The organism is Serratia sp. Ae19-1 (genome assembly GCF_059801225.1).
Map to the genome: position 1 here is coordinate 219021 of NZ_JBCHWD010000003.1, position 20784 is coordinate 239804.

Annotated in this window: 21 protein-coding genes; 12 read left to right on the top strand and 9 right to left on the bottom strand. The window is 59.3% G+C overall.

Translation table 11 applies throughout. The annotated features are described in order from the left end of the window. The first annotated feature begins 2 nt into the window (after window positions 1–2). Window positions 3–785 carry a benzoate diol dehydrogenase BenD gene (gene benD / locus AAIE04_RS11225; RefSeq protein ID WP_498576940.1) on the top strand — a complete coding sequence of 261 codons (783 nt, stop codon included), beginning with the start codon at window positions 3–5 and terminating at the stop codon, window positions 783–785. Between the two features lie 16 nt (window positions 786–801). Here the strand turns inward: benD and arsC are convergent, their stop codons facing one another. From arsC to AAIE04_RS11240, 3 genes are all read right to left on the bottom strand, one after another. Then, window positions 802–1230 (bottom strand): glutaredoxin-dependent arsenate reductase, encoded by a 429-nt coding sequence (gene arsC, locus AAIE04_RS11230; protein ID WP_498576941.1) that lies wholly within the window; start codon window positions 1228–1230, stop codon window positions 802–804. A gap of 14 nt (window positions 1231–1244) precedes the next feature. Then, window positions 1245–2534: an arsenic transporter gene (locus AAIE04_RS11235; protein WP_498576942.1), complete on the bottom strand. Its 1290-nt coding sequence runs from the start codon at window positions 2532–2534 to the stop codon at window positions 1245–1247. Window positions 2535–2604: 70 nt separating this feature from the next. Next, on the bottom strand, window positions 2605–2931 hold the full coding sequence (locus AAIE04_RS11240) for a metalloregulator ArsR/SmtB family transcription factor (protein ID WP_019453521.1): 327 nt from the start codon (window positions 2929–2931) through the stop codon (window positions 2605–2607). A gap of 221 nt (window positions 2932–3152) precedes the next feature. Here AAIE04_RS11240 and AAIE04_RS11245 point away from each other — a divergent pair, with 221 nt between their 5' ends. The 3 genes from AAIE04_RS11245 (at window position 3153) to AAIE04_RS11255 (ending at window position 4916) form a co-directional block, all read left to right on the top strand. Beyond that, window positions 3153–3332, top strand: coding sequence for a hypothetical protein (locus tag AAIE04_RS11245; RefSeq protein ID WP_019453520.1), 180 nt, complete (start codon window positions 3153–3155; stop codon window positions 3330–3332). A 211-nt stretch (window positions 3333–3543) separates the two neighbouring features. Further along, entirely contained in the window at window positions 3544–4140 is a 597-nt protein-coding gene (locus tag AAIE04_RS11250) for a hypothetical protein (protein WP_498576943.1), read from the top strand. 2 nt (window positions 4141–4142) lie between these two features. Beyond that, window positions 4143–4916: a DUF3307 domain-containing protein gene (locus AAIE04_RS11255; protein ID WP_498576944.1), complete on the top strand. Its 774-nt coding sequence runs from the start codon at window positions 4143–4145 to the stop codon at window positions 4914–4916. A 48-nt stretch (window positions 4917–4964) separates the two neighbouring features. On the opposite strand, the gene mgtA is transcribed toward AAIE04_RS11255, so the two are convergent. Together mgtA and AAIE04_RS11265 are read right to left on the bottom strand one after the other, a co-directional pair. After that, window positions 4965–7664, bottom strand: a complete 2700-nt coding sequence (mgtA, locus tag AAIE04_RS11260; RefSeq protein ID WP_498576945.1) for a magnesium-translocating P-type ATPase — start codon at window positions 7662–7664, stop codon at window positions 4965–4967. A 245-nt stretch (window positions 7665–7909) separates the two neighbouring features. Next, window positions 7910–8608: an MgtC family protein gene (locus AAIE04_RS11265; protein WP_025159855.1), complete on the bottom strand. Its 699-nt coding sequence runs from the start codon at window positions 8606–8608 to the stop codon at window positions 7910–7912. A 113-nt stretch (window positions 8609–8721) separates the two neighbouring features. Between AAIE04_RS11265 and AAIE04_RS11270 the strand changes: the two genes are divergently transcribed. The 3 genes from AAIE04_RS11270 to AAIE04_RS11280 all read left to right on the top strand — a co-directional run bounded on the left by AAIE04_RS11270 (window position 8722) and on the right by AAIE04_RS11280 (window position 12741). Continuing rightward, window positions 8722–8967, top strand: coding sequence for a hypothetical protein (locus tag AAIE04_RS11270; protein ID WP_498576946.1), 246 nt, complete (start codon window positions 8722–8724; stop codon window positions 8965–8967). A gap of 143 nt (window positions 8968–9110) precedes the next feature. Beyond that, window positions 9111–11294: a glycoside hydrolase gene (locus tag AAIE04_RS11275; protein WP_498576947.1), complete on the top strand. Its 2184-nt coding sequence runs from the start codon at window positions 9111–9113 to the stop codon at window positions 11292–11294. Window positions 11295–11355: 61 nt separating this feature from the next. After that, on the top strand, window positions 11356–12741 hold the full coding sequence (locus AAIE04_RS11280) for a CoA transferase (RefSeq protein ID WP_498576948.1): 1386 nt from the start codon (window positions 11356–11358) through the stop codon (window positions 12739–12741). Here AAIE04_RS11280 and AAIE04_RS11285 read toward each other — a convergent pair. After that, window positions 12738–13610: a LysR substrate-binding domain-containing protein gene (locus AAIE04_RS11285; RefSeq protein ID WP_498576949.1), complete on the bottom strand. Its 873-nt coding sequence runs from the start codon at window positions 13608–13610 to the stop codon at window positions 12738–12740. The genes AAIE04_RS11280 and AAIE04_RS11285 overlap by 4 nt on opposite strands. A 101-nt stretch (window positions 13611–13711) precedes the next feature. On the opposite strand from AAIE04_RS11285, the gene AAIE04_RS11290 reads away from it, so the two are divergent. Then, the gene (locus AAIE04_RS11290) at window positions 13712–15127 is read left to right on the top strand and encodes a pyridoxal phosphate-dependent decarboxylase family protein (protein WP_498576950.1); all 1416 of its coding nucleotides are present in this window, start codon (window positions 13712–13714) and stop codon (window positions 15125–15127) included. Here AAIE04_RS11290 and AAIE04_RS11295 read toward each other — a convergent pair. Beyond that, entirely contained in the window at window positions 15124–15843 is a 720-nt protein-coding gene (locus AAIE04_RS11295) for a GNAT family N-acetyltransferase (RefSeq protein WP_498576951.1), read from the bottom strand. The two genes, AAIE04_RS11290 and AAIE04_RS11295, sit on opposite strands and share 4 nt — an antisense overlap. A gap of 731 nt (window positions 15844–16574) precedes the next feature. Between AAIE04_RS11295 and rcsA the strand changes: the two genes are divergently transcribed. Further along, window positions 16575–17204, top strand: coding sequence for a transcriptional regulator RcsA (gene rcsA / locus AAIE04_RS11300; RefSeq protein WP_019453510.1), 630 nt, complete (start codon window positions 16575–16577; stop codon window positions 17202–17204). Between the two features lie 219 nt (window positions 17205–17423). Here rcsA and dsrB read toward each other — a convergent pair whose 3' ends face one another. Together dsrB and cspE are read right to left on the bottom strand one after the other, a co-directional pair. Next, window positions 17424–17624 (bottom strand): protein DsrB, encoded by a 201-nt coding sequence (dsrB, locus tag AAIE04_RS11305; protein WP_019453509.1) that lies wholly within the window; start codon window positions 17622–17624, stop codon window positions 17424–17426. Between the two features lie 319 nt (window positions 17625–17943). Next, on the bottom strand, window positions 17944–18156 hold the full coding sequence (cspE, locus tag AAIE04_RS11310) for a transcription antiterminator/RNA stability regulator CspE (protein WP_004935122.1): 213 nt from the start codon (window positions 18154–18156) through the stop codon (window positions 17944–17946). Between the two features lie 376 nt (window positions 18157–18532). Here cspE and AAIE04_RS11315 point away from each other — a divergent pair, with 376 nt between their 5' ends. The 3 genes from AAIE04_RS11315 (at window position 18533) to AAIE04_RS11325 (ending at window position 20784) form a co-directional block, all read left to right on the top strand. After that, window positions 18533–18904 (top strand): hypothetical protein, encoded by a 372-nt coding sequence (locus AAIE04_RS11315; protein WP_498576952.1) that lies wholly within the window; start codon window positions 18533–18535, stop codon window positions 18902–18904. 509 nt (window positions 18905–19413) lie between these two features. Then, complete coding sequence (locus tag AAIE04_RS11320) at window positions 19414–19623, top strand: hypothetical protein (protein WP_019453506.1); 210 nt, start codon at window positions 19414–19416, stop codon at window positions 19621–19623. 153 nt (window positions 19624–19776) lie between these two features. After that, window positions 19777–20784, top strand: coding sequence for an NAD(P)H-quinone oxidoreductase (locus AAIE04_RS11325; protein ID WP_197667811.1), 1008 nt, complete (start codon window positions 19777–19779; stop codon window positions 20782–20784).

Sequence of the window (20784 nt, forward strand, 5' to 3'; positions counted from 1 at the left end):
CCATGGATAAATCACGTTTCAGCGGCCAGGTGATGGCGATAACCGGCGCCGCTCAAGGCATCGGCAAAGCGGTGGCCGAACGCGCGGCTCGGGAAGGGGCCCGTTTGGCGCTGATCGATCGCTCCCCCTATCTGGAAGAGGTCGTGGCCGTTTTACGCGAACGCGGCGCCGATATCATCGCCCTGCAGGCCGATTTGGAGCATTGGGAAGCAGCGCGCGATGCGCTGGATCAGGTGCAACAGCACTTTGGGCGCGTGGATATTATGGTGAACAACGTGGGCGGCACCATCTGGGCACGACCGTTTGCCGACTATGCGCCGCAACAGATTGAGGCGGAGATTCGGCGCTCGCTGTTCCCGACGCTATGGGGTTGCCGCGCCGCGTTGCCGCATATGCTGGCGCAGGGGAGCGGAGTGATCGTCAACGTCTCTTCGGTCGCCACGCGCGGCGTCAATCGCGTTCCCTATTCCGCAGCCAAAGGCGGCGTCAACGCCCTGACCCAATCACTGGCCTTTGAATATGCCGGCGCCGGCATTCGCATCAACGCCACGGCGCCGGGCGGCACCGAAGCGCCGCCGCGGCTGACGCCACGCAATCGCGAATCCCCGACGCAACAGGAGGAAAGTTGGTATCGGCAGGTGGTTGAGCAAACGCTCGACAGCAGTCTGATGCACCGCTACGGCAGCGTCGATGAACAAGCCGCCGCTATTCTGTTCCTCGCCAGCGCCGAAGCCAGTTACATTAACGGAACGGTGCTGCCGGTCGCCGGCGGCGATTTGGGGTAAAACAGGCGCCGGGGGATCAACGTATGATCCGCCGGCCCTGCGCATCGATCACCGGCTCCCCGTCCTCTTTGCTGAAGGCGCCGCGCTGCGGATCCGGCAGAATATCCAAAACCACCTCCGATGGGCGACACAGACGCGTGCCGAGCGGCGTCACTACGATAGGGCGATTGATCAGGAGCGGCCGTTGCAGCATAAAGTCGATCAGTTGATCATCGCTCCAGGCGCTGTCGTCCAGATGCAGCTCGGCGTAAGGCTCGACGTTTTTGCGCAGCAAGGCGCGCGGCGTCATGCCCATCTCGGCCAGCAGCGCTGTCAAACGTTCGCGGCTGGGCGGCGTTTCCAGATACAAAATCACCTCCGGCTCAGCGCCGCTGTTGCGGATCAGCGCCAGCGTGTTGCGCGACGTGCCGCAGGCGGGATTGTGATAAATTTTGATGTCGCTCATGTCAGTTGCTCCGGTTATGGCAAAACGGACAGCCGCAGCGCCAGCGCGGCCAGGGTGACGAACAGGATCGGCAGCGTCATCATCACGCCTACGCGAAAATAATAGCCCCAGGTAATGACGATGTTCTTCCTTGCCAACACATGCAGCCACAGCAGCGTAGCCAGGCTGCCGATCGGGGTGATTTTGGGGCCGAGATCGCTGCCGATAACGTTAGCGTAAATCATCGCCTGCTTGATGACGCCTTCCACGCTGCTGCCGTCGATCGACAGCGCCCCCACCAGCACCGTCGGCATGTTATTCATGACGGAGGAGAGAAACGCGCTCAGGAAACCGGTGCCGAGCGTCGCCGCCCACAGCCCCTGCCGCGCCAACGCATCCAGTACGCCGGACAGCAAATCGGTCAAGCCGGCATTGCGCAGCCCGTAGACCACCAGATACATGCCCAGCGAGAAAATCACAATCTGCCAAGGCGCCCCGCGCAGCACTTTGCCGGTATCGATCGCCCGCCCGCGTTTCGCCACCGCCAGCAGCACCAGCGCACCGCAGGCGGCGACCAAACTCACCGGTACGCCGAGCGGCTCCAGGCCGAAGAAGCCGATCAGCAACAGCGCCAATACGGCCCAGCCGGTCCTAAACGTCGCGCGATCGCGGATCGCTTCCCGCGGTACCGGTAAGCGCGCCAACGCGTAGCGCAGGGGAATATCTTTGCGGAAGAACAGATGCAACATCACCAGCGTCGCCGCCACGGCGACGAGGTTGACCGGCACCATCACCGCCGCATACTCCGTAAAGCCCAAGTGGAAGAAATCCGCCGAAACGATATTCACCAAATTGGACACCACCAGCGGCAGGCTGGCGGTATCAGCGATAAAGCCTGCCGCCATCACGAAAGCCAGCACCGCCGCAGGGCGAAAGCCGAGCGCCGACAGCATGGCGATCACGATCGGCGTCAGGATCAGCGCGGCGCCGTCGTTCGCAAACAGCGCCGCCACCACCGCGCCCAACAACAGCATGTAGGTAAACAGCCAGCGCCCTTTACCGTTGCCCCAACGGGCGACATGCAAGGCGGTCCAGGCGAAAAACCCGCTCTCATCCAGCAACAGGCTGATAATGATGACGGCGATGAAGGTCGCGGTCGCATTCCAGACTATCTGCCACACCACGGGAATATCGCCGACGTGCACCACGCCGCTCAGCAATGCCAACCCCGCCCCGATTGACGCGCTCCAGCCAATACCCAACCCTTTCGGTTGCCAGATAACCAAGATCAACGTCAGAATAAAGATCGTCCCCGCCACTATCATCGCTGCCTCACTGCTCTCTCAAGCTTACATATATGTTTTTTCGAATATATAACGGCAAATTTTTTTACCGTTACGAGCAGCCTTTCGCCACTCGTTGCCCCAACGCCGCCACCTGCTCTGGACGGCACAGATAAGCCTGCTCAATAATCGCCGCCGCCCAGGCCGGCATATGCGGCGACAGGCGATAATGTATCCATTTGCCGTCGCGCCGATCGAGCAACAGCCCGCTTTCGCGCAGCATCGCCAGATGCCTTGAGATTTTGGGTTGCGGCAGCGCCAGAGCACCCGACAGCTCGCACACGCACAGCTCGCCGGCGTGGCGCAGCAACAGCACCAGCGTCAGACGCGTATCGTCCGACAAGTTTTTAAACAGCTTCAGCGGCGTCAATGACGACATAATGCGCTCCTGGTATTCTTTGCCCCACTATAATCCAGCGCTGGAACATTTCAAAATCATATTCGTTTAAACGAATATAAATTCACGCGACATGTCATCGCGCACGCCCGGCTATCGGCGAGTTAAGTTTCAGCTATCGATTCCATACGCCAAAGCCGCTGTTCATTATGTGCTCTTTCGCTACAATCGTGAGCACTGACATTCACCGTATCGAGGACACCATGTACAACTTCTCCCGCTATCAGGCAAAAGAACTGGCGCTGGCTTACATGAGCGGCAAAAAGCACGATCTGTCGCCACAGGAGTTTTTGCAGCAGTTGAAAAGCAGCGAAAGATCGTTTGAACACCTGCTGAAACACGGCAGCGAAATGCCGCGTGAAGTGCTGGTCAAAAGCTTCTGAACGGCCGGTTGCCGGCCCCTTTCCCTCTACATCGCCGGTGGCGAGCCTGACGGGCCCGCGCATTCCCGGCTGCCCATCCCCTTCGCCTCACCGCAGAATTTCGGCCCCACAGGCGAAAAGTTGATAAATTCGCATCAAGAAGCGAATTATTGACTTATTCGCATCCAGATGCGAATTTATAGTCTTCCTATTGCCAACAACGGATCACGCCATGCCGACGCCAATCAGCGTAATCAGCGGCGATCTGGTCGATTCTCGCCGGTCAGACACCGTCAACTATCTCAACGGGCTGCACAGCCTGCTCGAACGGCTGCAGCGCGATGGGCGGCTGCATCAGGTGGAGATTTTCCGCGGCGACGCCTTCCAGGCGCAGGCCGCCCCCGAGGACGGGCTGTTTCTGGCGGTGCACGTTCGCCTCGCTCTGCGGGCGATGGGCGCCGCGCACTGGGATGCGCGCATCGCCGTCGGGCTGGGCAGCCAGCGGCCCGATGCCATCGGTTACGGCAGCGCCTTTATCAATTCCGGCAGCGCGCTGGACGCCATGGCGAAAAATTGCCGGCTGGCTCTGAAAACCGACAACGATCGGACAAACGCCATTGTCAGCGATCTGCTGCCGATGTTAGATCATGTGATTAGCCGCCTGTCACAGACCGAAGCGCGCATCGTCCAGGCAAGAATGTTCGCCGACAGCGGCGCGGCCGTGGCGGACCAACTGCAAAAAGCCGCCTCCACGGTCTCCGCCGCGCTGAAACGCGCGGCCTACGAGGAAATCATGCGGTTTATTCACGCCATTAACAGGATCGTCTGACTATGGATCTGACCTATACGCCCTTGCTGGCCTGGCTGTTGCTCGCCCACTTGCTGGCGGATTTTCCGCTGCAGCCGCGGAGTTGGGTGGAAGATAAAATCCAACATCGCGCGCGCTCGCGTTTTCTGCTGTTGCACGCCTTGCTGCACGGGGTGCTGACCGCCTGGGTGGTGGCCGGTTTCGGCCTGCTGCACGGCGGGCTCTCTTCACGCCAGGTGCTGGCCGGCCTGCTGGTCATCGCCCTCAGCCACTACCTGATCGATTGGCTGAAAGTCACCGCCATGGCCCGCCTGAGCCCGGCCCGCAGTTTCCTGCTCGATCAGGGATTGCATCTGGCGGTGATCGCCTTGCTGTGGCTAGGGCTGACGCCGAATGCGGCTGAACTGCTCGCCGCGCTGGGGCGGCAACTGGGGAGTTGGCAAACCGGCCTGGTGCTGGTGGCTTACAGCCTGATTTATCTGCCGATGAGTCTGCTGATCGGGCAACTGCTGGCACGCTGGACGCCGCAAATGCCGCCTTCGGCCAAGGCCGACAACGACTCGCTGCTGCGCGCAGGCAAACAGATTGGCTACTTGGAGAGAACGCTGATCCTGACCTTTGTGCTGCTGGGGCAGATCCCGGCGATCGGTTTTTTGCTGGCGGCCAAATCCATCTTCCGTTTCGGCGATCTGCGCCAGAGCGACGATAAGATGCGTACCGAGTATGTGCTGCTCGGCACGCTGTTTTCCTTCACGCTGACCATCATGCTCGGCCTGTTGGTCAACAAACTGCTGTAGCGGTGAGGGGGCGAAGCATTTCGCCCCCGAAGTGAACGCCGAGGCGGCTTACAGCCACTCGCCGAAGCGGCGAATGTAGAAACGCTTCATCATCTGCGCAATCACGCAGTAGCTGACCAACGTCGCGGCCAGCCACGGGAAGTATTCCCACGGCAGCGGCTGCAGGCCAACCAGGGCACCGAGCGGCGAGAACGGAATGTAGATGCCGAGCGCCATCACCAACCCGGTGGTCAGCAACACCGGCAGCGCCGCGGTGCTCTGAATGAACGGGATCTTCTGGGTGCGCAGCATATGCACCACCAGCGTTTGCGACAGCAGCCCCTCGATGAACCAACCAGACTGGAACAGCGCCTGGTGTTCCACGCTGTTGGCGGCGAACACGTACCACATCAGCGCATAGGTCGTAATATCGAAGATCGACGAGGTCGGCCCAATCCACAGCATAAAGCGCCCGATGTTTTTGGAATCCCACTTGCGCGGCTTGCGCAGGAACTCTTTGTCCATCTTGTCCCACGGCAGCGACAGCTGAGAAATGTCGTACATCAGGTTCTGAATCAACAGATGGATCGCCAGCATCGGCAGGAACGGAATGAAGGCGCTGGCCACCAGCACCGAGAACACGTTGCCGAAGTTGGAGCTGGCGGTCATGTTCAGGTACTTGATGATATTGCCGAAGGTTTCGCGCCCCTTGATCACCCCCTCTTCCAGCACCATCAGGTTCTTTTCCAACAGGATGATGTCCGCCGACTCCTTGGCGATGTCGGTGCCGGTATCGACCGAAATGCCGACGTCGGCGTCGCGCAGCGCCGGGGCATCGTTGATGCCGTCGCCGAGGAAACCGACGGTATGGCCGTTGGCCTGCAGCATTTTCAGCACCCGCGATTTTTGCAGCGGCGTCAGCTTGGTGAACACCGTGCGCTGTTCCACTTCGCGCGCCAGCTCTTCGTCATCCATCTGTTCAATCTGCAGCCCGGAGAGCGGTTCACCCGGCTCCAGCCCGACGTCGCGGCAAATCTTGCAGGTGATTACCGGGTTGTCGCCGGTCAGCACCTTCACCGTCACGCCGTTTTCCTGCAGTGCGGCGATCGCCTGCTGCGCGCTCTCCTTCGGCGGATCGAGGAAGGTCAGCAGCCCCTGCACCACCATGTCGCGCTCATCGGCCACGCTCAGCGGTTCGGCCGAGCGTTGCGCATCCAGCTCGCGCGTCGCCAGCACCAGCACGCGGAAGCCATCTTCGTTATACTCGCGAGCCAGCGCCTGCAGCGCCGCACGACGCGTTTCATCCAGTTTCAGCGTCTTGTCGCCTTCGCGCACGTGGGTGGCGATCTCCAGCATCTCCTCCACCGCGCCCTTACAGATCAGCTGCTGTCTGTCATGCTCATCCGCCACCACGATCGACAGACGGCGGCGCACGAAATCGAACGGCAGCTCATCCACCTTGCTGAAACGTCCCAGGGCTTCGATCCCCGGTTTGCCGCGCCCGAAGCGGATCACCGCCTGGTCCATCAGGTTCTTCATGCCGCTCTGGTGGAAGCTGTTCAGCCAGGCCAGGTGCAGCACCTCGTTATCCCTGGCGCCATTGACGTCGATGTGGTGCTCGAGAATGATGCGATCCTGCGTCAGCGTACCGGTCTTGTCGGTACAGAGCACGTCCATGGCGCCGAAGTTCTGAATGGCGTTCAGGCGCTTCACCACCACCTTGCGGCGCGACATGGCGATCGCCCCTTTCGCCAGGTTGGAGCTGACGATCATCGGCAGCATTTCCGGCGTCAGACCGACCGCCACCGCCAGCGCGAACAACGCCGCTTCGCTCCAGTCGCCTTTGGTGAAGCCGTTGATCAGCAACACCACCGGTACCATCACCAGCATGAAGCGAATCAACAGCCAGCTGACGCTGTTCACCCCGCGATCGAACGCGGTTTGCGCCCGCGAACCGACGATCGACTTGGCGAGCGAGCCGAAGTAGGTGCGCCCGCCGGTCGCCACCACCACTGCCGTCGCGGTGCCGCTGGCGACGTTGGTGCCCATCAGGCAGATGTTGGACAGCTCAAGCAGCGCGTTCTCACTGGAGACCTCCCCTTCGCTCGACTTCTGCGCCACGTTGCCCATCGCATCGTATTTCTCGATAGGGATCGCTTCACCGGTCAAAATCGCCTGGCTGATGAACAGATCGCGCGAGGCGATAAGGCGCACGTCGGCCGGCACCATGTCGCCGGCGGAGAGCTGAATGATATCCCCCGGCACCAGTTCGCGGATCGGCACCTCCAGCGTCAGCGGATGCGCGCTGTAGCTGCTGCGGCGCAGCACCGTAGCAGTGGTACGCACCATCGATTTCAGCGCTTCCGCCGCCTTGTTGGTGCGGTATTCCTGCCAGAAACGCAACAGCCCGCTCAACGTGACCATGGTCAGGATGATGATGACGCCGGTGAGTTCAGTTTCTTCACCGCTCTGGAGCGGCAGCCAATAATCGGTAAAGAAACTGATCGCAGCCAGCACCATCAGCACGAAGATAAACGGGTTATTGAAGGCCTTGATCAGCTGGATCAGGGCGTGCGGTGCCTTGTCGTGGGCGACCTGGTTGGCGCCGAACTGTTCCAGCCGTTCATCGGCGTCGTCCTGGGTCAAGCCGTTACGGTTGCACTTCAGGTTCGCCAGCGTCTGGGCGATGCTGTTGGTCGCCTCTTGCGCAATGGCGTAGCTCACCGCGTCTTTATCACGGCGGCGCGTTCTTTCATTAATCTGAGTCATAACGCTATTCTCTTATTTTAGTTCTGCGCACAGGGTTCTCCCGCCCGATAAACAGGTGACTATGCACAGCTTGGAATTTGTTTAATTAGCGCGACTGAATGGCGAGATCACCCGGCCAGCCACGCAAGAATTATTTCCCTTCCGGGGTCATCGTCCATAACGCCTCCTTAATGCCCAACGTTATTCACGGCGTGCCTGAATAAACCCGAACATGCAATCAAGTTAATAAATATTTATATGATTAATCAGACCGGTAATTCGGACGCAACGCGCCAGCGAACGGCGCTCACGCTTTTTTCCAGGCTGATGCGGCAGACAATACCCTCAATTTCTTTTTGCGCGGCCGGCGTGGCGTTAATTTCCGCGCACACTTCCAATTGCCCAGGGCTGGCAATATCGGCGCTGCGCAAGGATTGCAACCGCAAGGCCACGCCGTTCAACGCCTGCAATATCAGGGTGCGCACCAGAATTTCATCCTGCTCGCCGCAGGTCACCTGAATGCGATAGCACAGTTCGAGATCGGTCGCCTGCTGTTGCGGCTGCAGGTTGATGCGCTGCGCGGCTTCGCGCAGCAGGATATTGGCGCACAGGATCACCAGCGTGGCGACCACCGCATCCCAATGCTGACCCAGGCCGCACAGCACGCCGATGCCCGCAGAACACCACAGCGTGGCGGCGGTGTTGAGGCCGCGAATGTTCAGCCCTTCACGCATGATTACGCCGGCGCCGAGGAAGCCGATGCCGGATACGATCTGCGCGGCCACGCGGCCGGCACTGGCCGGATCGGTGGACATAGAGCTGAGAATGAAGACCGCCGCGCCGGTCGCCACCAGCGCATTGGTGCGCAGACCGGCCATGCGTTGGCGCCACTGGCGCTCGGCGCCAATCACCGCGCCCAGGCACATCGCCAGCAATAAATTTAAAACGAAAGGAGTCATAGCCATGACTTTCCCCTTAATTAACGACAGGAGATAAAATCATGTGCTGTTTAGCACACGCGAAAACGCGCTGAAAATAAATCAGCGAATCAGCGTGTCATGCCTGGAGGGAAAAGGCTGTGGCTGCAGAATACCATAATAACGTCCAACTCAATTCACCTGAAGCCACCTGGCATCAGGAAACGTTTTCTTATTCGGGTATGCACAGCTCAGAAATAACTGGAGAGGGGTGCTGCCCGCCGCTAGCGGCAAGCAACAAATCAGAAGAGAATTGGTCAGCTTGCCTTATTTATTTTATTACAACTGCAACTGTCCAATTGGGTTTCTCCACCGAAATTTTTGCTGAGTATAGTGACGTCGGATAATGAAGTAAAGGCTAATTTATTAAACGAAAAATAAACTGAAATACCGCACTGATATTTCGATGTCACAAATAGGGCGCGGCAACGTTGGGTAGCGGTGTGCTTATCGGTAAACTGCCCTCCTTCATCTTTCAAGGACGCCTCCGATGAAACAACGGTTTTCCCCGCTCGCGCTTGCGCTGCTCGTCAGCTTTTCCGCCGATGCCTTGCTGCTGCGGCAAGGCGACGTGCAGTTTGAACTCGATCCCGCCACGCTGCGCATCGCCGCAGGTGCGGTACCGGTCAACTTGGCTCAACCCACGCAACAGGTGGCGGACCTCACCGCGTCGCCACAGCGCGCCAGCTGGCGATGGCCGCAAAGCGCGGTCAGCGTGAGCGCCCGCCTGGAAGACGGCGATCTGCGCCTGAGCTTCCGCAGCGACCGGCCGCAAACCCTGAGCTGGTATCGTCTGCCTCCGCAGGCGGCGGCGCTGTTGCTGCCGATCGGCGAAGGCAGCCGCATTCCGCTCGACAACCCGGTCTGGCGCAACTACCTGACGACGGAAATGACGCCGCTGGATACCAACTGGGATCTGAAACTGCCGCTGTGGAGCCAGCAACATCAGGACAAGGTCTACAGCTGGCTGATGTTGACGCCGTTCAGCAACCGGGTCACCTTCGCTTCGGAGCAGGAAAAGCTGGCGATGCGCGCCGAGCATCAGTTCAACCGCTTCAATCAACAACAGGCATTCGAGGTGCTGCTGCACGTGGGGAACACGCCGCTGTCCGGCGCCCGCCGTTACCGCGAGATTCTGCAACAAAGTGGCCAGTTCAGCAGCCTGCGCGAAAAGATGAAACAGGCGCCCGAAGGCGAAAAGCTGATCGGCGCAACCCATATCTACCTGTGGGGCGACCAGCTGCTGGCGGCGGAAGATGTCAAAGATTGGCAGGGCTTGCTGCACTACCTCGCCTCTCCCGCCGCCGAAGCGCTGCGGCAGCAGATGGATGCCGAGAGCAGGAAGTCCTTGCGGCAATTGGCGGGCAAAACGCCGGAAGGCTGGCAACAACAGCCCCTGATAGACGGCATCAACCAGGCGCTGACGGCGCAATTCGCGCTGGGCGCGACGCCGGATGACGCCGATTTCCTGCTGGCGCAGCAGCGCCAGGCCGCCGCAGTGCGTGAGCGGGCGCAGCAAGAGCTGGGACGCTGGTTAACCCCAGTGGACGGTTGGGGGCAAGGGCTGGCCAAACCACTGATCGATGCGCTGCGCCAGGCCGGTTTGCCGCGCCTGTGGTTGGGCACCGACAACTGGACCGCCGCCTTCCTGCACCCGCAAGCGGTGGCCGCCGCCAAAGCGGCCGGCTATCTGATCGCCAGCTACGACTCCTATGATACTGCCATTGCGCGCGGCGTGAACGACAGCTGGCTCACCGCGCAACTGCCGACGGCGCTGCGCGAAACCTGCGCCATCGTGCGCGCCGACGGCAGCAAGAAACCCGGCTTCGGCAAACAGGGTTACTACCTTAATCCGGGCTGCGTCCTGCCCTATTCTCAACAGCGCATGCGCGAGCTGGTGCAACTGGCCGGGTTGAACAGCCTGTTTCTCGACGTGGACGGCACCGGCATGGTGTCCGATGACTATCAGCCCGACCACCCGACCGGCGCAGCGCAGATGGCCGAGGCGCGCAACGCCCGGCTGGCCTGGTTCGGCGCCACCCTTAAGTTGCCGCTCGGCTCGGAGGACGGCAACGCGGTGACCGCCCGCAGCCTGATGTTCGCCCACGGCATGGAAACCTGGGGATTCGGCTGGGGCGATAAACAGATGAATCAGGATAAGTCCTCGCCCTATTATCTCGGTGCCTGGTGGCCCAACGCCCAACCGGCGTTTTTCTTCCGCCCCGCCAGAGTGAAACAGCCCTACCGCACGGTCGAATTCGATCCGCGTTATCGCCTGCCGCTCTACCAGGCCGTTTTCCACGATGCGATCGTCAGCAGCCACCATTGGAATTACGACAATCTGAAGTTCAGCGACGTTCAGACCAGCCGCAGCCTGCTCAGCCAGCTGTATAACACTGCGCCGATGTTCCATCTGAGCCGCGCCACCCTGGCGGCACGCTTGCCGGCGATCAAACGCGCCGATGCCGCTTTCCGGCCGCTGCATCAGGCTCTGTGGGACAAAGCGCTGACCGACTTCCGCTGGCTCGATCGGGAAGGCTGGGTACAACAGACGACCTTCAGCGACGGCTCGACGCTGACCGCCAACTTTGGCGAGCGGCCTTTCGCCGGCATAGCGGCCCACAGTCTGCGTGCCAAACTGGCCGACGGCCGCACGCTCGACGTTGCCCCTTAGCAAGGTCGCCGGTGGTGGGCTACGCTAGGCTATATTTCCGACGACACGCAAGGAGCGGCCGATGACGCCTCTTATTCACACTCTGCTCGACGACATTTGGCAAAGCCTGGGGCAGTGCCCCGCGCCCGTCGACCGGCTCACCGTCAGCGGCGCCGGCGCATTACCTTCGGCGTTTCCCGTCACCGAATTGGCCACCGCCGCCTGGGGCGCCGCCGGATTGGCCTGCGGCGAATTGCTGCGCCGTGAGGCTGCCGACGCACCGCAGGCCTGGATCGATCAACGCCTGGCCTCATTCTGGTTCGGCTGGACGCTGCGTCCGTTGGGTTGGACGCTGCCTGCGGCGTGGGACGCGCTGGCCGGCGACTATGCCACGGCGGATGGCTGGATACGCCTGCATACCAATGCGCCGCACCATCGGCGAGCGGTGGAACAGGTGCTGGGCGCGGCATCGGATAAAGGCTCGCTGGCGGCGCGCGTGCTGAGCTGGAAAAAAAGCGAACTGGAACAGGCGGTCATCGAGGCCGGCGGCTGCGCGGCCCAAATGCGTTCGGCGGCCGACTGGCACCAGCATATTCAGGGCAAGAGCGTGGCGCTCGAACCGTTGATCCACACCTCGCTGCAGCCGGAAGCGCCGCCGCCGGGTTGGGCGCTGCCCGCCGCCCGGCCGCTGCACGGCGTACGGGTGCTGGATCTGACGCGCATTCTCGCCGGGCCAATCGCCACGCGTTTTCTCGCCGGTTTGGGCGCCGACGTGCTGCGCATCGATCCTTACGGTTGGGATGAACCCGGCGTCGAGCATGAGGTGATGCTGGGCAAGCGCAGCGCGCGCCTCAACCTGGGCAATGCGCACGATCGCCATACGTTTGAACACCTGCTGAAGAACGCCGACGTGATTGTGCACGGCTACCGCGCCGGTGCGCTGGAGAAGCTGGGCTATGGCACGGAGGAAAGGCGCGCGCTGGCGCCGGGCCTGATCGACGTCTGCCTGAATGCCTACGGCTGGAGCGGGCCGTGGCGCACCCGGCGCGGTTTCGACAGTCTGGTGCAGATGAGCTGCGGGCTGGCGGAGGCAGGCATGGTTTGGCGCAGCGCCAGTATGCCGGTGCCGCTGCCGGTACAGGCTCTGGACCACGCCACCGGCTATTTGATGGCGGCAGCGGTATTGACCGGTATGGCGCAGCGCATGAAAAACGGTGCCGGCTACCACGCCCGGTTGTCGCTGGCGCGCACGGCGCAACTGCTGTTGGCGCATCCGCATCCGACGCATTATCGGCCGGAACCGCTGGCGCCTGCCGGCCCCGCCGACGAGAATCCGGAAACGGAACTGACTTACTGGGGCGCCGCGCAACGCCTGCGCGCGCCGTTAAGCCTGCAGGGCACCGCACTGCAATGGGCGCTGCCGGCGACCACGCTCGGCGCCTCGCAGCCGGAGTGGCTGCGCCGTTAAACCGCCGCCAGCTGCTGCAGCCACTGCAGCAAACGTGTCACCGCCGGGGTCAGCCCGGCGGTCTGCGGCCACGCCAGATAAACGTCGTCATCGCTCAGGCGGCATGGCGCGGCCAGCGCCACCAGCCTCCCCGCGTCGATCGCGTCCTGTACCAGCAGCTTTTTCGCCAGCGCGATGCCGAATCCTTGTTCCGCTGCGCGAATCAATAATCCGGCATCGTTGAACAGCGCCTGTTGCCGCCCGCACAACGAGCGCCCCTGTGCGTTGAACCAGTCGCGCCAGGGGCTGACGTCGTGCTCCAGCAACGGCATATCCCCGCCGCTCTCGAATGCCTCCCGCCACTGCCGCGCCATGTCCGGTGAAGCGACCGGCAGCACATCACCCGCCGCGATGCGCTGCGCCTGCAGCCCCGGCCAATGCCCGCCGCCGATGCGGATCGCCGCATCGAAGCCGCGCTGCGACAGATCCTGTAGCGTCAATGAGGCATCGATATCGAGCGCAATATCGGCGCAGGCCTGATTAAAGGCCGGCAAACGCGGCAACAGCCAGTAATGGGCAAAAGACGGCAACACGCTGATGCGCAGCGTCTGGCGTGCCGCCGCACGTCGGGCGCGGGCCACGCCCTGCTGCAGCGCCTGCAGCGCCGGTTCCACCGCCGCCAGCAACTCTCGCCCAGCCGCATTCAAACGCAGCCCGCGCCCGCGCCGTTCAAACAGCGGGTAGCCGACCGCCTGCTCCAGCTGCTGAATTTGCTGGCTGACCGCGCCATGCGTCAAATGCACCTGCTGCGCCGTGGCACGCAAATTTTCCAACCGGGCGGCGATCGCAAAAGTCGGCAAGACATGCAGGGGAAGACGTTCATTCATCATTGGTTAACCAGGCTATCCAAAAAGGGTATTTTTTATCGATTTTGACCGACAGGCAAATGTTCTATGTTTACCTGACCATTCCTGACGCTTTCGGAGCCGCCATGCACCCACGTTTACAACAGGATCTCGCTCAGTTTCCGCAGATCATCGACCACACCCGCCAGCTGGCGGAGGACTTTCTGGCTGGGCTGCAACAGCGCTCGGTCTGCCCGCCGCTCGCGCACCAGCAGCTGCAACCGGGTGATGACCGATTAGCAGAAAACGGCGCCGGCGCCCTGGCAGCGCTGGATGACTTCTGGCAGAAGTATCAGGCCGGCATTTCCGCCAGCGCCGGCCCGCGTTATTTCGGCTTCGTCACCGGCGGCGGCACCCCGGCGGCGGTCGCCGCGGACTGGCTGGTTAGCGTGACAGACCAAAATAGCCTGCTCAGCCATGATACCATCGCAGCTACGATCGAACTGGCGGCCGTGACGCAGTTGAAATCCCTGCTGGGCCTGCCGGAAGCGTTCAACGGCAGCCTGGTCAGCGGCGCCACCATGGCCAATTTCGCCGGGCTGGCCATTGGCCGACAGTGGCTGGGCCAACGACACGGTGTCGATGTCGCCCAACAGGGCCTGGCGGCACTGGGCCCCATCCGGGTATTGGCGGCCAATCCACACTCCAGCAGCGTGAAGGCGCTCAGCATGCTCGGCATCGGCCGCGAAGCGTTGACGACCGTCGCCAGCCTGCCGGAGTCTGAAGCCATGGATATGGAAGCACTGGAGCGGCAGCTCGCCGCTGGCGAAGGCCGGCTCACGTTGGTGCTCGCCAGCGCCGGCACGGTCAACACCGTGGCTTTCGACGATCTGCCGCGTCTGCTGGCGCTGCGGGAGCGTTATCCGTTTTGGCTGCATGTCGATGCGGCCTTCGGCGGCGTGGCGGCCTGCTCGCCGCTATACGCCCCAAGGCTCGAGGGCTGGCAACATGCGGATTCCATCACCGTCGATGCCCACAAATGGCTGAACGTGCCTTACGACAGCGCGATCCAATTTACCCGGCATCTGGATCTACAGATGCAGGTGTTTCAGAACCATTCGGCCTACCTGGAGGCGCCGACGCTGCGGCCGGACAACTACCTGCATCTGACGCCGGAAAACTCGCGCCGCTTTCGCGCCCTGCCGCTCTGGCTGACGCTGAAAGCCTATGGCCGCAGCGGTATCCGGGATATCGTCGAGCGCAACGTCCAACTGGCGCAGGCGCTGGGGGCGGCGTTAGCGGCAGACGAGGGGTTCCACCTGCTGGCACCGGTGAATTTGAACGTGGTGTGCTTTGCGCTCAGCCATCCGCAAGGTGAGCGCGAGGCGGCGCGCGATCGCTTTCTCGAGCGCCTTAATCGGCATGGCGTAGTGCGCTGCACCCCGACCACCTATAACCATCAGCCGGGGATCCGCGCCGCGTTGGTCAACTGGATGACGCAGGAGCAGGACATCCAATTGGCGCTGGACTCGTTGCGCCATTGCCTGGCGGAGACGGCTTAGGCGCTCGGCAGGTCACCGAGGTGAAAGGTCTGCAAACGCCGCTCTTGCCGCCCGTCATCGCCGATATTGTCCGGCGACAGCCAGGCGGTAAACGCCGCGCGCAGCGGCAGCCACTCTCCGTCGATGATCGACAGCCAATCGGTGTCGCGCGTGCGCCCTTTGACGACAATCGCCTGGCGGAAAGTGCCCTCGTAACGAAAGCCAAAACGCTCGGCGGCCTGGCGTGAAGGCAGATTGAGGTTATCGCACTTCCATTCGCAGCGCCGGTAGCCAAGATCGTCGAACAGATGTCGCAGCATCAGGAAGATCGCTTCGCTGCCGAGGGCGCTGCGCTTCATCAACGGCGACCAGTTGATGGTTCCCAGCTCTGCCACACCGTTGGCGGGATCGACGCGCAAAAAGGCGCAGGTTCCCACCGCGCGCCCGTTCTCCTGCGCGATCACTACCATCGTGTTTCTGTCGGCGCTGGTTGCCTGGGCCTGGAGATAGCGCTGGAAATCCTCGCGCGTCTGCGGCCGTTCCCAGAACAGATAGGTCCAGTCGCTATCGTCTTCGGCGGTTTGATAAGCGCGATAGAGTTCATCGCCCCAGCGATCGATGTTCAGCGGTTCCAGACGGCAAAACCGTCCTTGCAGTAACGTCTGTCCGGGCATGCCTGCCGGCTGCCAATGGGGAAGAGCGTCGCCTATCGGCTGCCCGTACGGATTCCGTCTCATCGCGGCGTCCTGTTTTTGAAAGGGAAAAAGCACGTTAAAACCAACTCAGGCCAGAGACAACTCCGACCTGCTTTTTGGCGCAGGTTTGCCAGAAAGCGGCGCAACTGTTTAGAGAAATAACTCAATTCCCGTTTGGCATTCACAGAAATGATTTCAGCTGAAATAAATATCCATATAACTCATTGTAAAACGGTGATTTATGGCAACAATTAAGCTACACATTTCAGCAATAACGTTAACTTTTGTTTGCCGTTATGATACAAAATGAAGTGATTGTCATTCTCAAAAACACTGCCACACTAGATAATTGATTGATTTTAAATCATAAAAAACCAACTACGCAAAGTGAGTTGTTTTTGAGCGTTCAAAAAGCCCGCTGAAAAGCTTCAAAAAAACAACACATGAATTTTTTTTAAGACTTTTCCTAGCAAACTAAAATTTTGTTTCGTGACATGATGGGCAGAATCCCGGCGAGAGATGCCGCCAGGCACGGGCGCCAAGTACAAATCAGGCCTATCATATTGAAACGGAGCCGTCAGTGGAACGCTCTGACTTAAGCTAAACTTATAGATTCATGTGATTAATAAGTTTAGTATGAAAATATCATTGAGTGCCGTCGCGTTTATTGATAGAACACTCGCTACACTGAATTATTGTTTCATTTTGCCTTTCGGCTTTTTAGGCTTTTTCTCATATTACCGCAGTAAAACGGATTTAAGTGGGGGTGCGATATGCCAACGATCATCATGGATTCATGTAGCTATACCAGATTGGGATTAACCGACTATCTGACTTCGCACGGCGTGAAGAAACGCCATATTAATGCCATTGAGGATATTGACAGCCTGCATGAAAAATGCAGTAAGTTGAATCCCAGTTTGGTGTTTATTAACGAGGACTGCTTCATCCACGAAGCAAACGCCACCGAGCGAATAAAACGGGTGATATCACTGCACCCGGATACGTTATTCTTTATCTTTATGGCCATTACCAACGTACATTTCGACGATTACTTATATGTTCGCAAGAATGTCATCATATCGTCAAAATCCATCAAACCAGAGACTATGAATCAGCTACTTAGTCACTATCTCGAGAAAAAGTCCCTTCGGGTGGAAAAGTCCTCCCTGGATCAAACGCCGGTCACGTTGAGCCAGACCGAATCGAACATGTTACGCATGTGGATGTCCGGTCAAGGTACCATCCAGATATCAGACCAGATGCAAATAAAAGCTAAAACGGTCTCTTCACACAAGGGAAACATCAAGCGGAAAATAAAAACGCACAACAAGCAAATCATATACCACGTTGTTCGTTTGACTGACACGCTGACCAGTGGAATATTTGTCAATAGCCGTTAAACATACAGAGAACGCCCCCCACTCTGTTTTGGCCGTCGTTAAATATCCGGTGATAATGTAATCCGGGTGTCAAGCGTCGGAAACGCCAAAAGAATACCTGCTGCGTTATCCCCCGCTAGCGCAACGGGTATTTTTTTACATAGATAAAATAAATCCTACCGTAACGAAATAGTCTCAAAATAGACTATTTCACAAGTTGATTAATGAGATTACCCGAAGTCACTGCCCGCGTTCGCGGTGCGGCTCCACAAAGGTGCCGTCGCGGCTATCTATTTCATTAAAGAACCACACGCCCGCCGGATAATCCTCAAGGGAAACCAGATACATGGTGCCCTCGTTGAACACCTCTACGGCCAGGATGACGCCTTCCCGCCGTGGGCCGCCGTCTGTTTTTACCGTCACGCGATCGTTAACCTGCATACCTTTCCCCATTATTTGCGATTGGCGTCAGTGTATTACAAAACGCAGGGAGAACACACCGCCCTGTCCTGCCGCACTCTGCTATCAGCGTAGCAGCCATCAGGATTTTTCACTTCCTTAACATTTTGGCCGCAGAATCTTAAGCCGGCCCCGCGTAACCTGTCCGTAGGCGTTTCCCCCCCAGAGAAGCGCTCGCAAATGAAGAAGTAACAAGGAACTTTTGCCCGCTGACTTGCGGGCTTTTTTTTGCCCCGCGCCAAATTACAGGCATAAAAAAACCCGCCGCAGCGGGTTCTTTTCAATCAGCGGTAAACGCCAATTAGATAGCGGTAACGTTAGCCGCAGATGGACCTTTCGCACCGTTCTCGATAGAGAACTGTACGTTCTGGCCTTCAGCCAGGGTCTTGAAGCCTTGATCCTGGATAGCAGAGAAGTGTACGAATACGTCTTTGCTGCCGTCTGCTGGGGTGATGAAACCAAAACCTTTAGCTTCGTTGAACCACTTCACTTGACCTTTGATCATGTTGGACATGTCTAATTTCCTTCAATAATAATGTAAGCCGCCATGGGCGAGATAGCCGGTCATCAGTTACTTATGGAGGCACTGGAAAGGAAATTCGTCAGAGAAGGGCTATCCGGGATAACGCTTTAAATTTGAACTACTTTACTCAAAATGTCGTGCATAAATAGGTCTGTACCACAGGCCGACATCATTAACTCATGAGCGAGCAGCAATAGCAACCTTTTTCGCCGTGATGAGACGCTAATCGCGGCTAAGCGCACAGGATTTGACCCTGCTTGCCGATGGAATCGCCGTCTGGCGTATCCGTAACACCCTGCTCAAATGATAGTAATTCTCGTTCTGCTGTTCTATAGTTGCCTGGCGAAATCATCCAGGGAGACTCACCATGCCGAGATGGCTCACATTACCGACCGCCTGCCGCGCCGCGCTGCTGGCCTTTGCTACTTGCAGCGCCCCGCTTGGCGCGCTGGAGTTGAATTATCAGCCTCCAGAGCCCAGTGCTGCCCCTAAACCGCTGGCGCCGCCAGGGCCGGCCCCCAAGGCGGCGAAATCGCCGATTACCTGGGCGGAAGCGCGAGATAAAAGCGGCTTTCGCGTCGATATCGAGTGCGATCATCCGGGTTGCAGCAAGCCGCGCACCAAACCTTACCCCGCGTATGAAGGCCCGGTGAAGAAAACCGATCGCCGCCGCCAATCCGATCCTTATTCCACCAACCAGGATCCCGATTACAACATTCAGTTAGGTTATGAATGGTAACAGCGCTTTCGGAGTAATGCCTATACACCCCGCTATCACGGCCGCTTAGAATAGCGTCAGTTCACCACTCCTCCTGGTGTTGAACCTAACAAGCTGTGTTGCAAATCTTTATGCGCCTCCCTATAGGCGCTTTTTTTTGCCTCTCGCCATCGCGCTTTGCCGATTACAGATTGGTCTCATTGCCCGACTAAGTGATGAATGTCACAAATACGCCTCTTTGCCATTCTTATTTCGGAGGTGATGTTCATGGCCACAGGATCCCTTGCTCTCTTGGCCGTCTTGGCCGGCATTGCGGGCTATGCGCTCTACAAGCATTTCAAATCTCAGAAGAAAAGCGCATTGGTTCGCCTGTACGATCGGTAACCGGCAACGCGTTTTCACCGCAAAGGCGCGGCTCACCGCACGCCGCGCCTTCGCTGATTGTCATCCTTTCATCACAAAAATGTCACAATATGGCCATATCATGATTGGCGATTATCCGCTCTGGCTTAACACCAAGGATTTCGCCCATGACCCTAATTAAAGCTGCAAACCACCAGGAAGCAGAAAAGCTCATCCGTGCCGGCACGGCCAAGAAAATCGAACTGGCCTACGATATCGACAGCGACGATTTCTTCCAGCTTGCCAGCCTGTGGTGCGATAAAGGCGCCAAGATCTCCAAAGGAAAAGAACACTTTATCGTCTCGTTAAAAGGCTTCCGCATCCCGCCTAACGATTGATCGCCTGCCGCCCATCGCGGCGGCTTCGCCCCTTCCTCGCAAAACCGCTCTATTCGACCACGCGCACCTCATTCGATTTCGCTAAGCTAACGGCAGACTTTATTGCGGGCGCTCCGCCTGATAGCCGCGTCCGCCACGATGAGGAGAGTGACCATGTCAACAAATGCAGCGCTGCCCGGCATGATGAAAGCGATTGAGATCAGCCAGCCAGGCGCCCCCGAGGTTCTGGTCGTCACCGAGCGCCCGGTACCCGTCCCGCAAGCGGGCGAACTGTTGGTGAAAATTGCCGCCGCCGGCGTTAACCGCCCCGACGTGCTGCAGCGCCAGGGAAACTATGCGCCACCGCCGGGCGCTTCGGATATCCCCGGTCTGGAAATCGCCGGCGAAGTGGTGGCCCTCGGCGAAGGCGTAACCCATTTCGCCCTTGGCGATCGGGTTTGCGCCCTCATCGCCGGCGGCGGCTATGCGGAATACTGCACCGTACATGAAAGCAATGCGCTGCCGGTGCCGGCGGGTCTGAGCCTGACCGAGGCCGCCGCACTGCCGGAAACCTTCTTTACCGTCTGGGTCAACGTGTTCCAACGCGGCCACCTCAAAGCCGGCGAAACCGTGTTGATCCACGGCGGCACTTCCGGTATCGGCACAGTCGCCACCATGCTGGCGAAAGCCTTCTGTGCACAGGTGATCACCACCGTCGGCTCCGAAGATAAACGCCAGGCCAGTCTGGCGCTGGGCGCCGACGTGGCGATTAATTACCGCAACGAAGACTTTGTCACGCGCACCAAAGAGGTCACCGGCGGCAAAGGCGCCGACGTAATCGTCGATCTGATCGCCGGCGACTATGTCGCCAAGAACTATCAGGCAGCGGCGATGGAAGGCCGCATCGTGCAAATCGGCACGCAACATGGCGTGGTGAAAGAGTTAAACCTGATGCCGCTGTTGTTGAAACGCCTGACCCATACCGGTTCGACATTGCGCTCGCGCAGCGTCGCGGACAAGGCGCAGATTGCCGCCGAGCTGCAAGAGAAGGTTTGGCCGCTGCTGGAACGCGGCGTGCTGAAACCGCAGATCTTTAAAACCTTCCCGCTTGAGCAGGCCGCCGCAGCGCATACGCTGATGGAGTCCAGCGAGCATATCGGCAAAATCATGCTGACGTTCTAA

What these genes read in the sequence shown, in the direction of transcription:
- benD (WP_498576940.1), top strand. Translation starts at nt 3, where the DNA reads ATGGATAAATCACGTTTCAGCGGCCAGGTGATGGCGATAACCGGCGCC.
- arsC (WP_498576941.1), bottom strand. Translation starts at nt 1,230, where the DNA reads ATGAGCGACATCAAAATTTATCACAATCCCGCCTGCGGCACGTCGCGC.
- AAIE04_RS11235 (WP_498576942.1), bottom strand. Translation starts at nt 2,534, where the DNA reads ATGATAGTGGCGGGGACGATCTTTATTCTGACGTTGATCTTGGTTATC.
- AAIE04_RS11240 (WP_019453521.1), bottom strand. Translation starts at nt 2,931, where the DNA reads ATGTCGTCATTGACGCCGCTGAAGCTGTTTAAAAACTTGTCGGACGAT.
- AAIE04_RS11245 (WP_019453520.1), top strand. Translation starts at nt 3,153, where the DNA reads ATGTACAACTTCTCCCGCTATCAGGCAAAAGAACTGGCGCTGGCTTAC.
- AAIE04_RS11250 (WP_498576943.1), top strand. Translation starts at nt 3,544, where the DNA reads ATGCCGACGCCAATCAGCGTAATCAGCGGCGATCTGGTCGATTCTCGC.
- AAIE04_RS11255 (WP_498576944.1), top strand. Translation starts at nt 4,143, where the DNA reads ATGGATCTGACCTATACGCCCTTGCTGGCCTGGCTGTTGCTCGCCCAC.
- mgtA (WP_498576945.1), bottom strand. Translation starts at nt 7,664, where the DNA reads ATGACTCAGATTAATGAAAGAACGCGCCGCCGTGATAAAGACGCGGTG.
- AAIE04_RS11265 (WP_025159855.1), bottom strand. Translation starts at nt 8,608, where the DNA reads ATGGCTATGACTCCTTTCGTTTTAAATTTATTGCTGGCGATGTGCCTG.
- AAIE04_RS11275 (WP_498576947.1), top strand. Translation starts at nt 9,111, where the DNA reads ATGAAACAACGGTTTTCCCCGCTCGCGCTTGCGCTGCTCGTCAGCTTT.
- AAIE04_RS11280 (WP_498576948.1), top strand. Translation starts at nt 11,356, where the DNA reads ATGACGCCTCTTATTCACACTCTGCTCGACGACATTTGGCAAAGCCTG.
- AAIE04_RS11285 (WP_498576949.1), bottom strand. Translation starts at nt 13,610, where the DNA reads ATGATGAATGAACGTCTTCCCCTGCATGTCTTGCCGACTTTTGCGATC.
- AAIE04_RS11290 (WP_498576950.1), top strand. Translation starts at nt 13,712, where the DNA reads ATGCACCCACGTTTACAACAGGATCTCGCTCAGTTTCCGCAGATCATC.
- AAIE04_RS11295 (WP_498576951.1), bottom strand. Translation starts at nt 15,843, where the DNA reads ATGAGACGGAATCCGTACGGGCAGCCGATAGGCGACGCTCTTCCCCAT.
- rcsA (WP_019453510.1), top strand. Translation starts at nt 16,575, where the DNA reads ATGCCAACGATCATCATGGATTCATGTAGCTATACCAGATTGGGATTA.
- dsrB (WP_019453509.1), bottom strand. Translation starts at nt 17,624, where the DNA reads ATGCAGGTTAACGATCGCGTGACGGTAAAAACAGACGGCGGCCCACGG.
- cspE (WP_004935122.1), bottom strand. Translation starts at nt 18,156, where the DNA reads ATGTCCAACATGATCAAAGGTCAAGTGAAGTGGTTCAACGAAGCTAAA.
- AAIE04_RS11315 (WP_498576952.1), top strand. Translation starts at nt 18,533, where the DNA reads ATGCCGAGATGGCTCACATTACCGACCGCCTGCCGCGCCGCGCTGCTG.
- AAIE04_RS11320 (WP_019453506.1), top strand. Translation starts at nt 19,414, where the DNA reads ATGACCCTAATTAAAGCTGCAAACCACCAGGAAGCAGAAAAGCTCATC.
- AAIE04_RS11325 (WP_197667811.1), top strand. Translation starts at nt 19,777, where the DNA reads ATGTCAACAAATGCAGCGCTGCCCGGCATGATGAAAGCGATTGAGATC.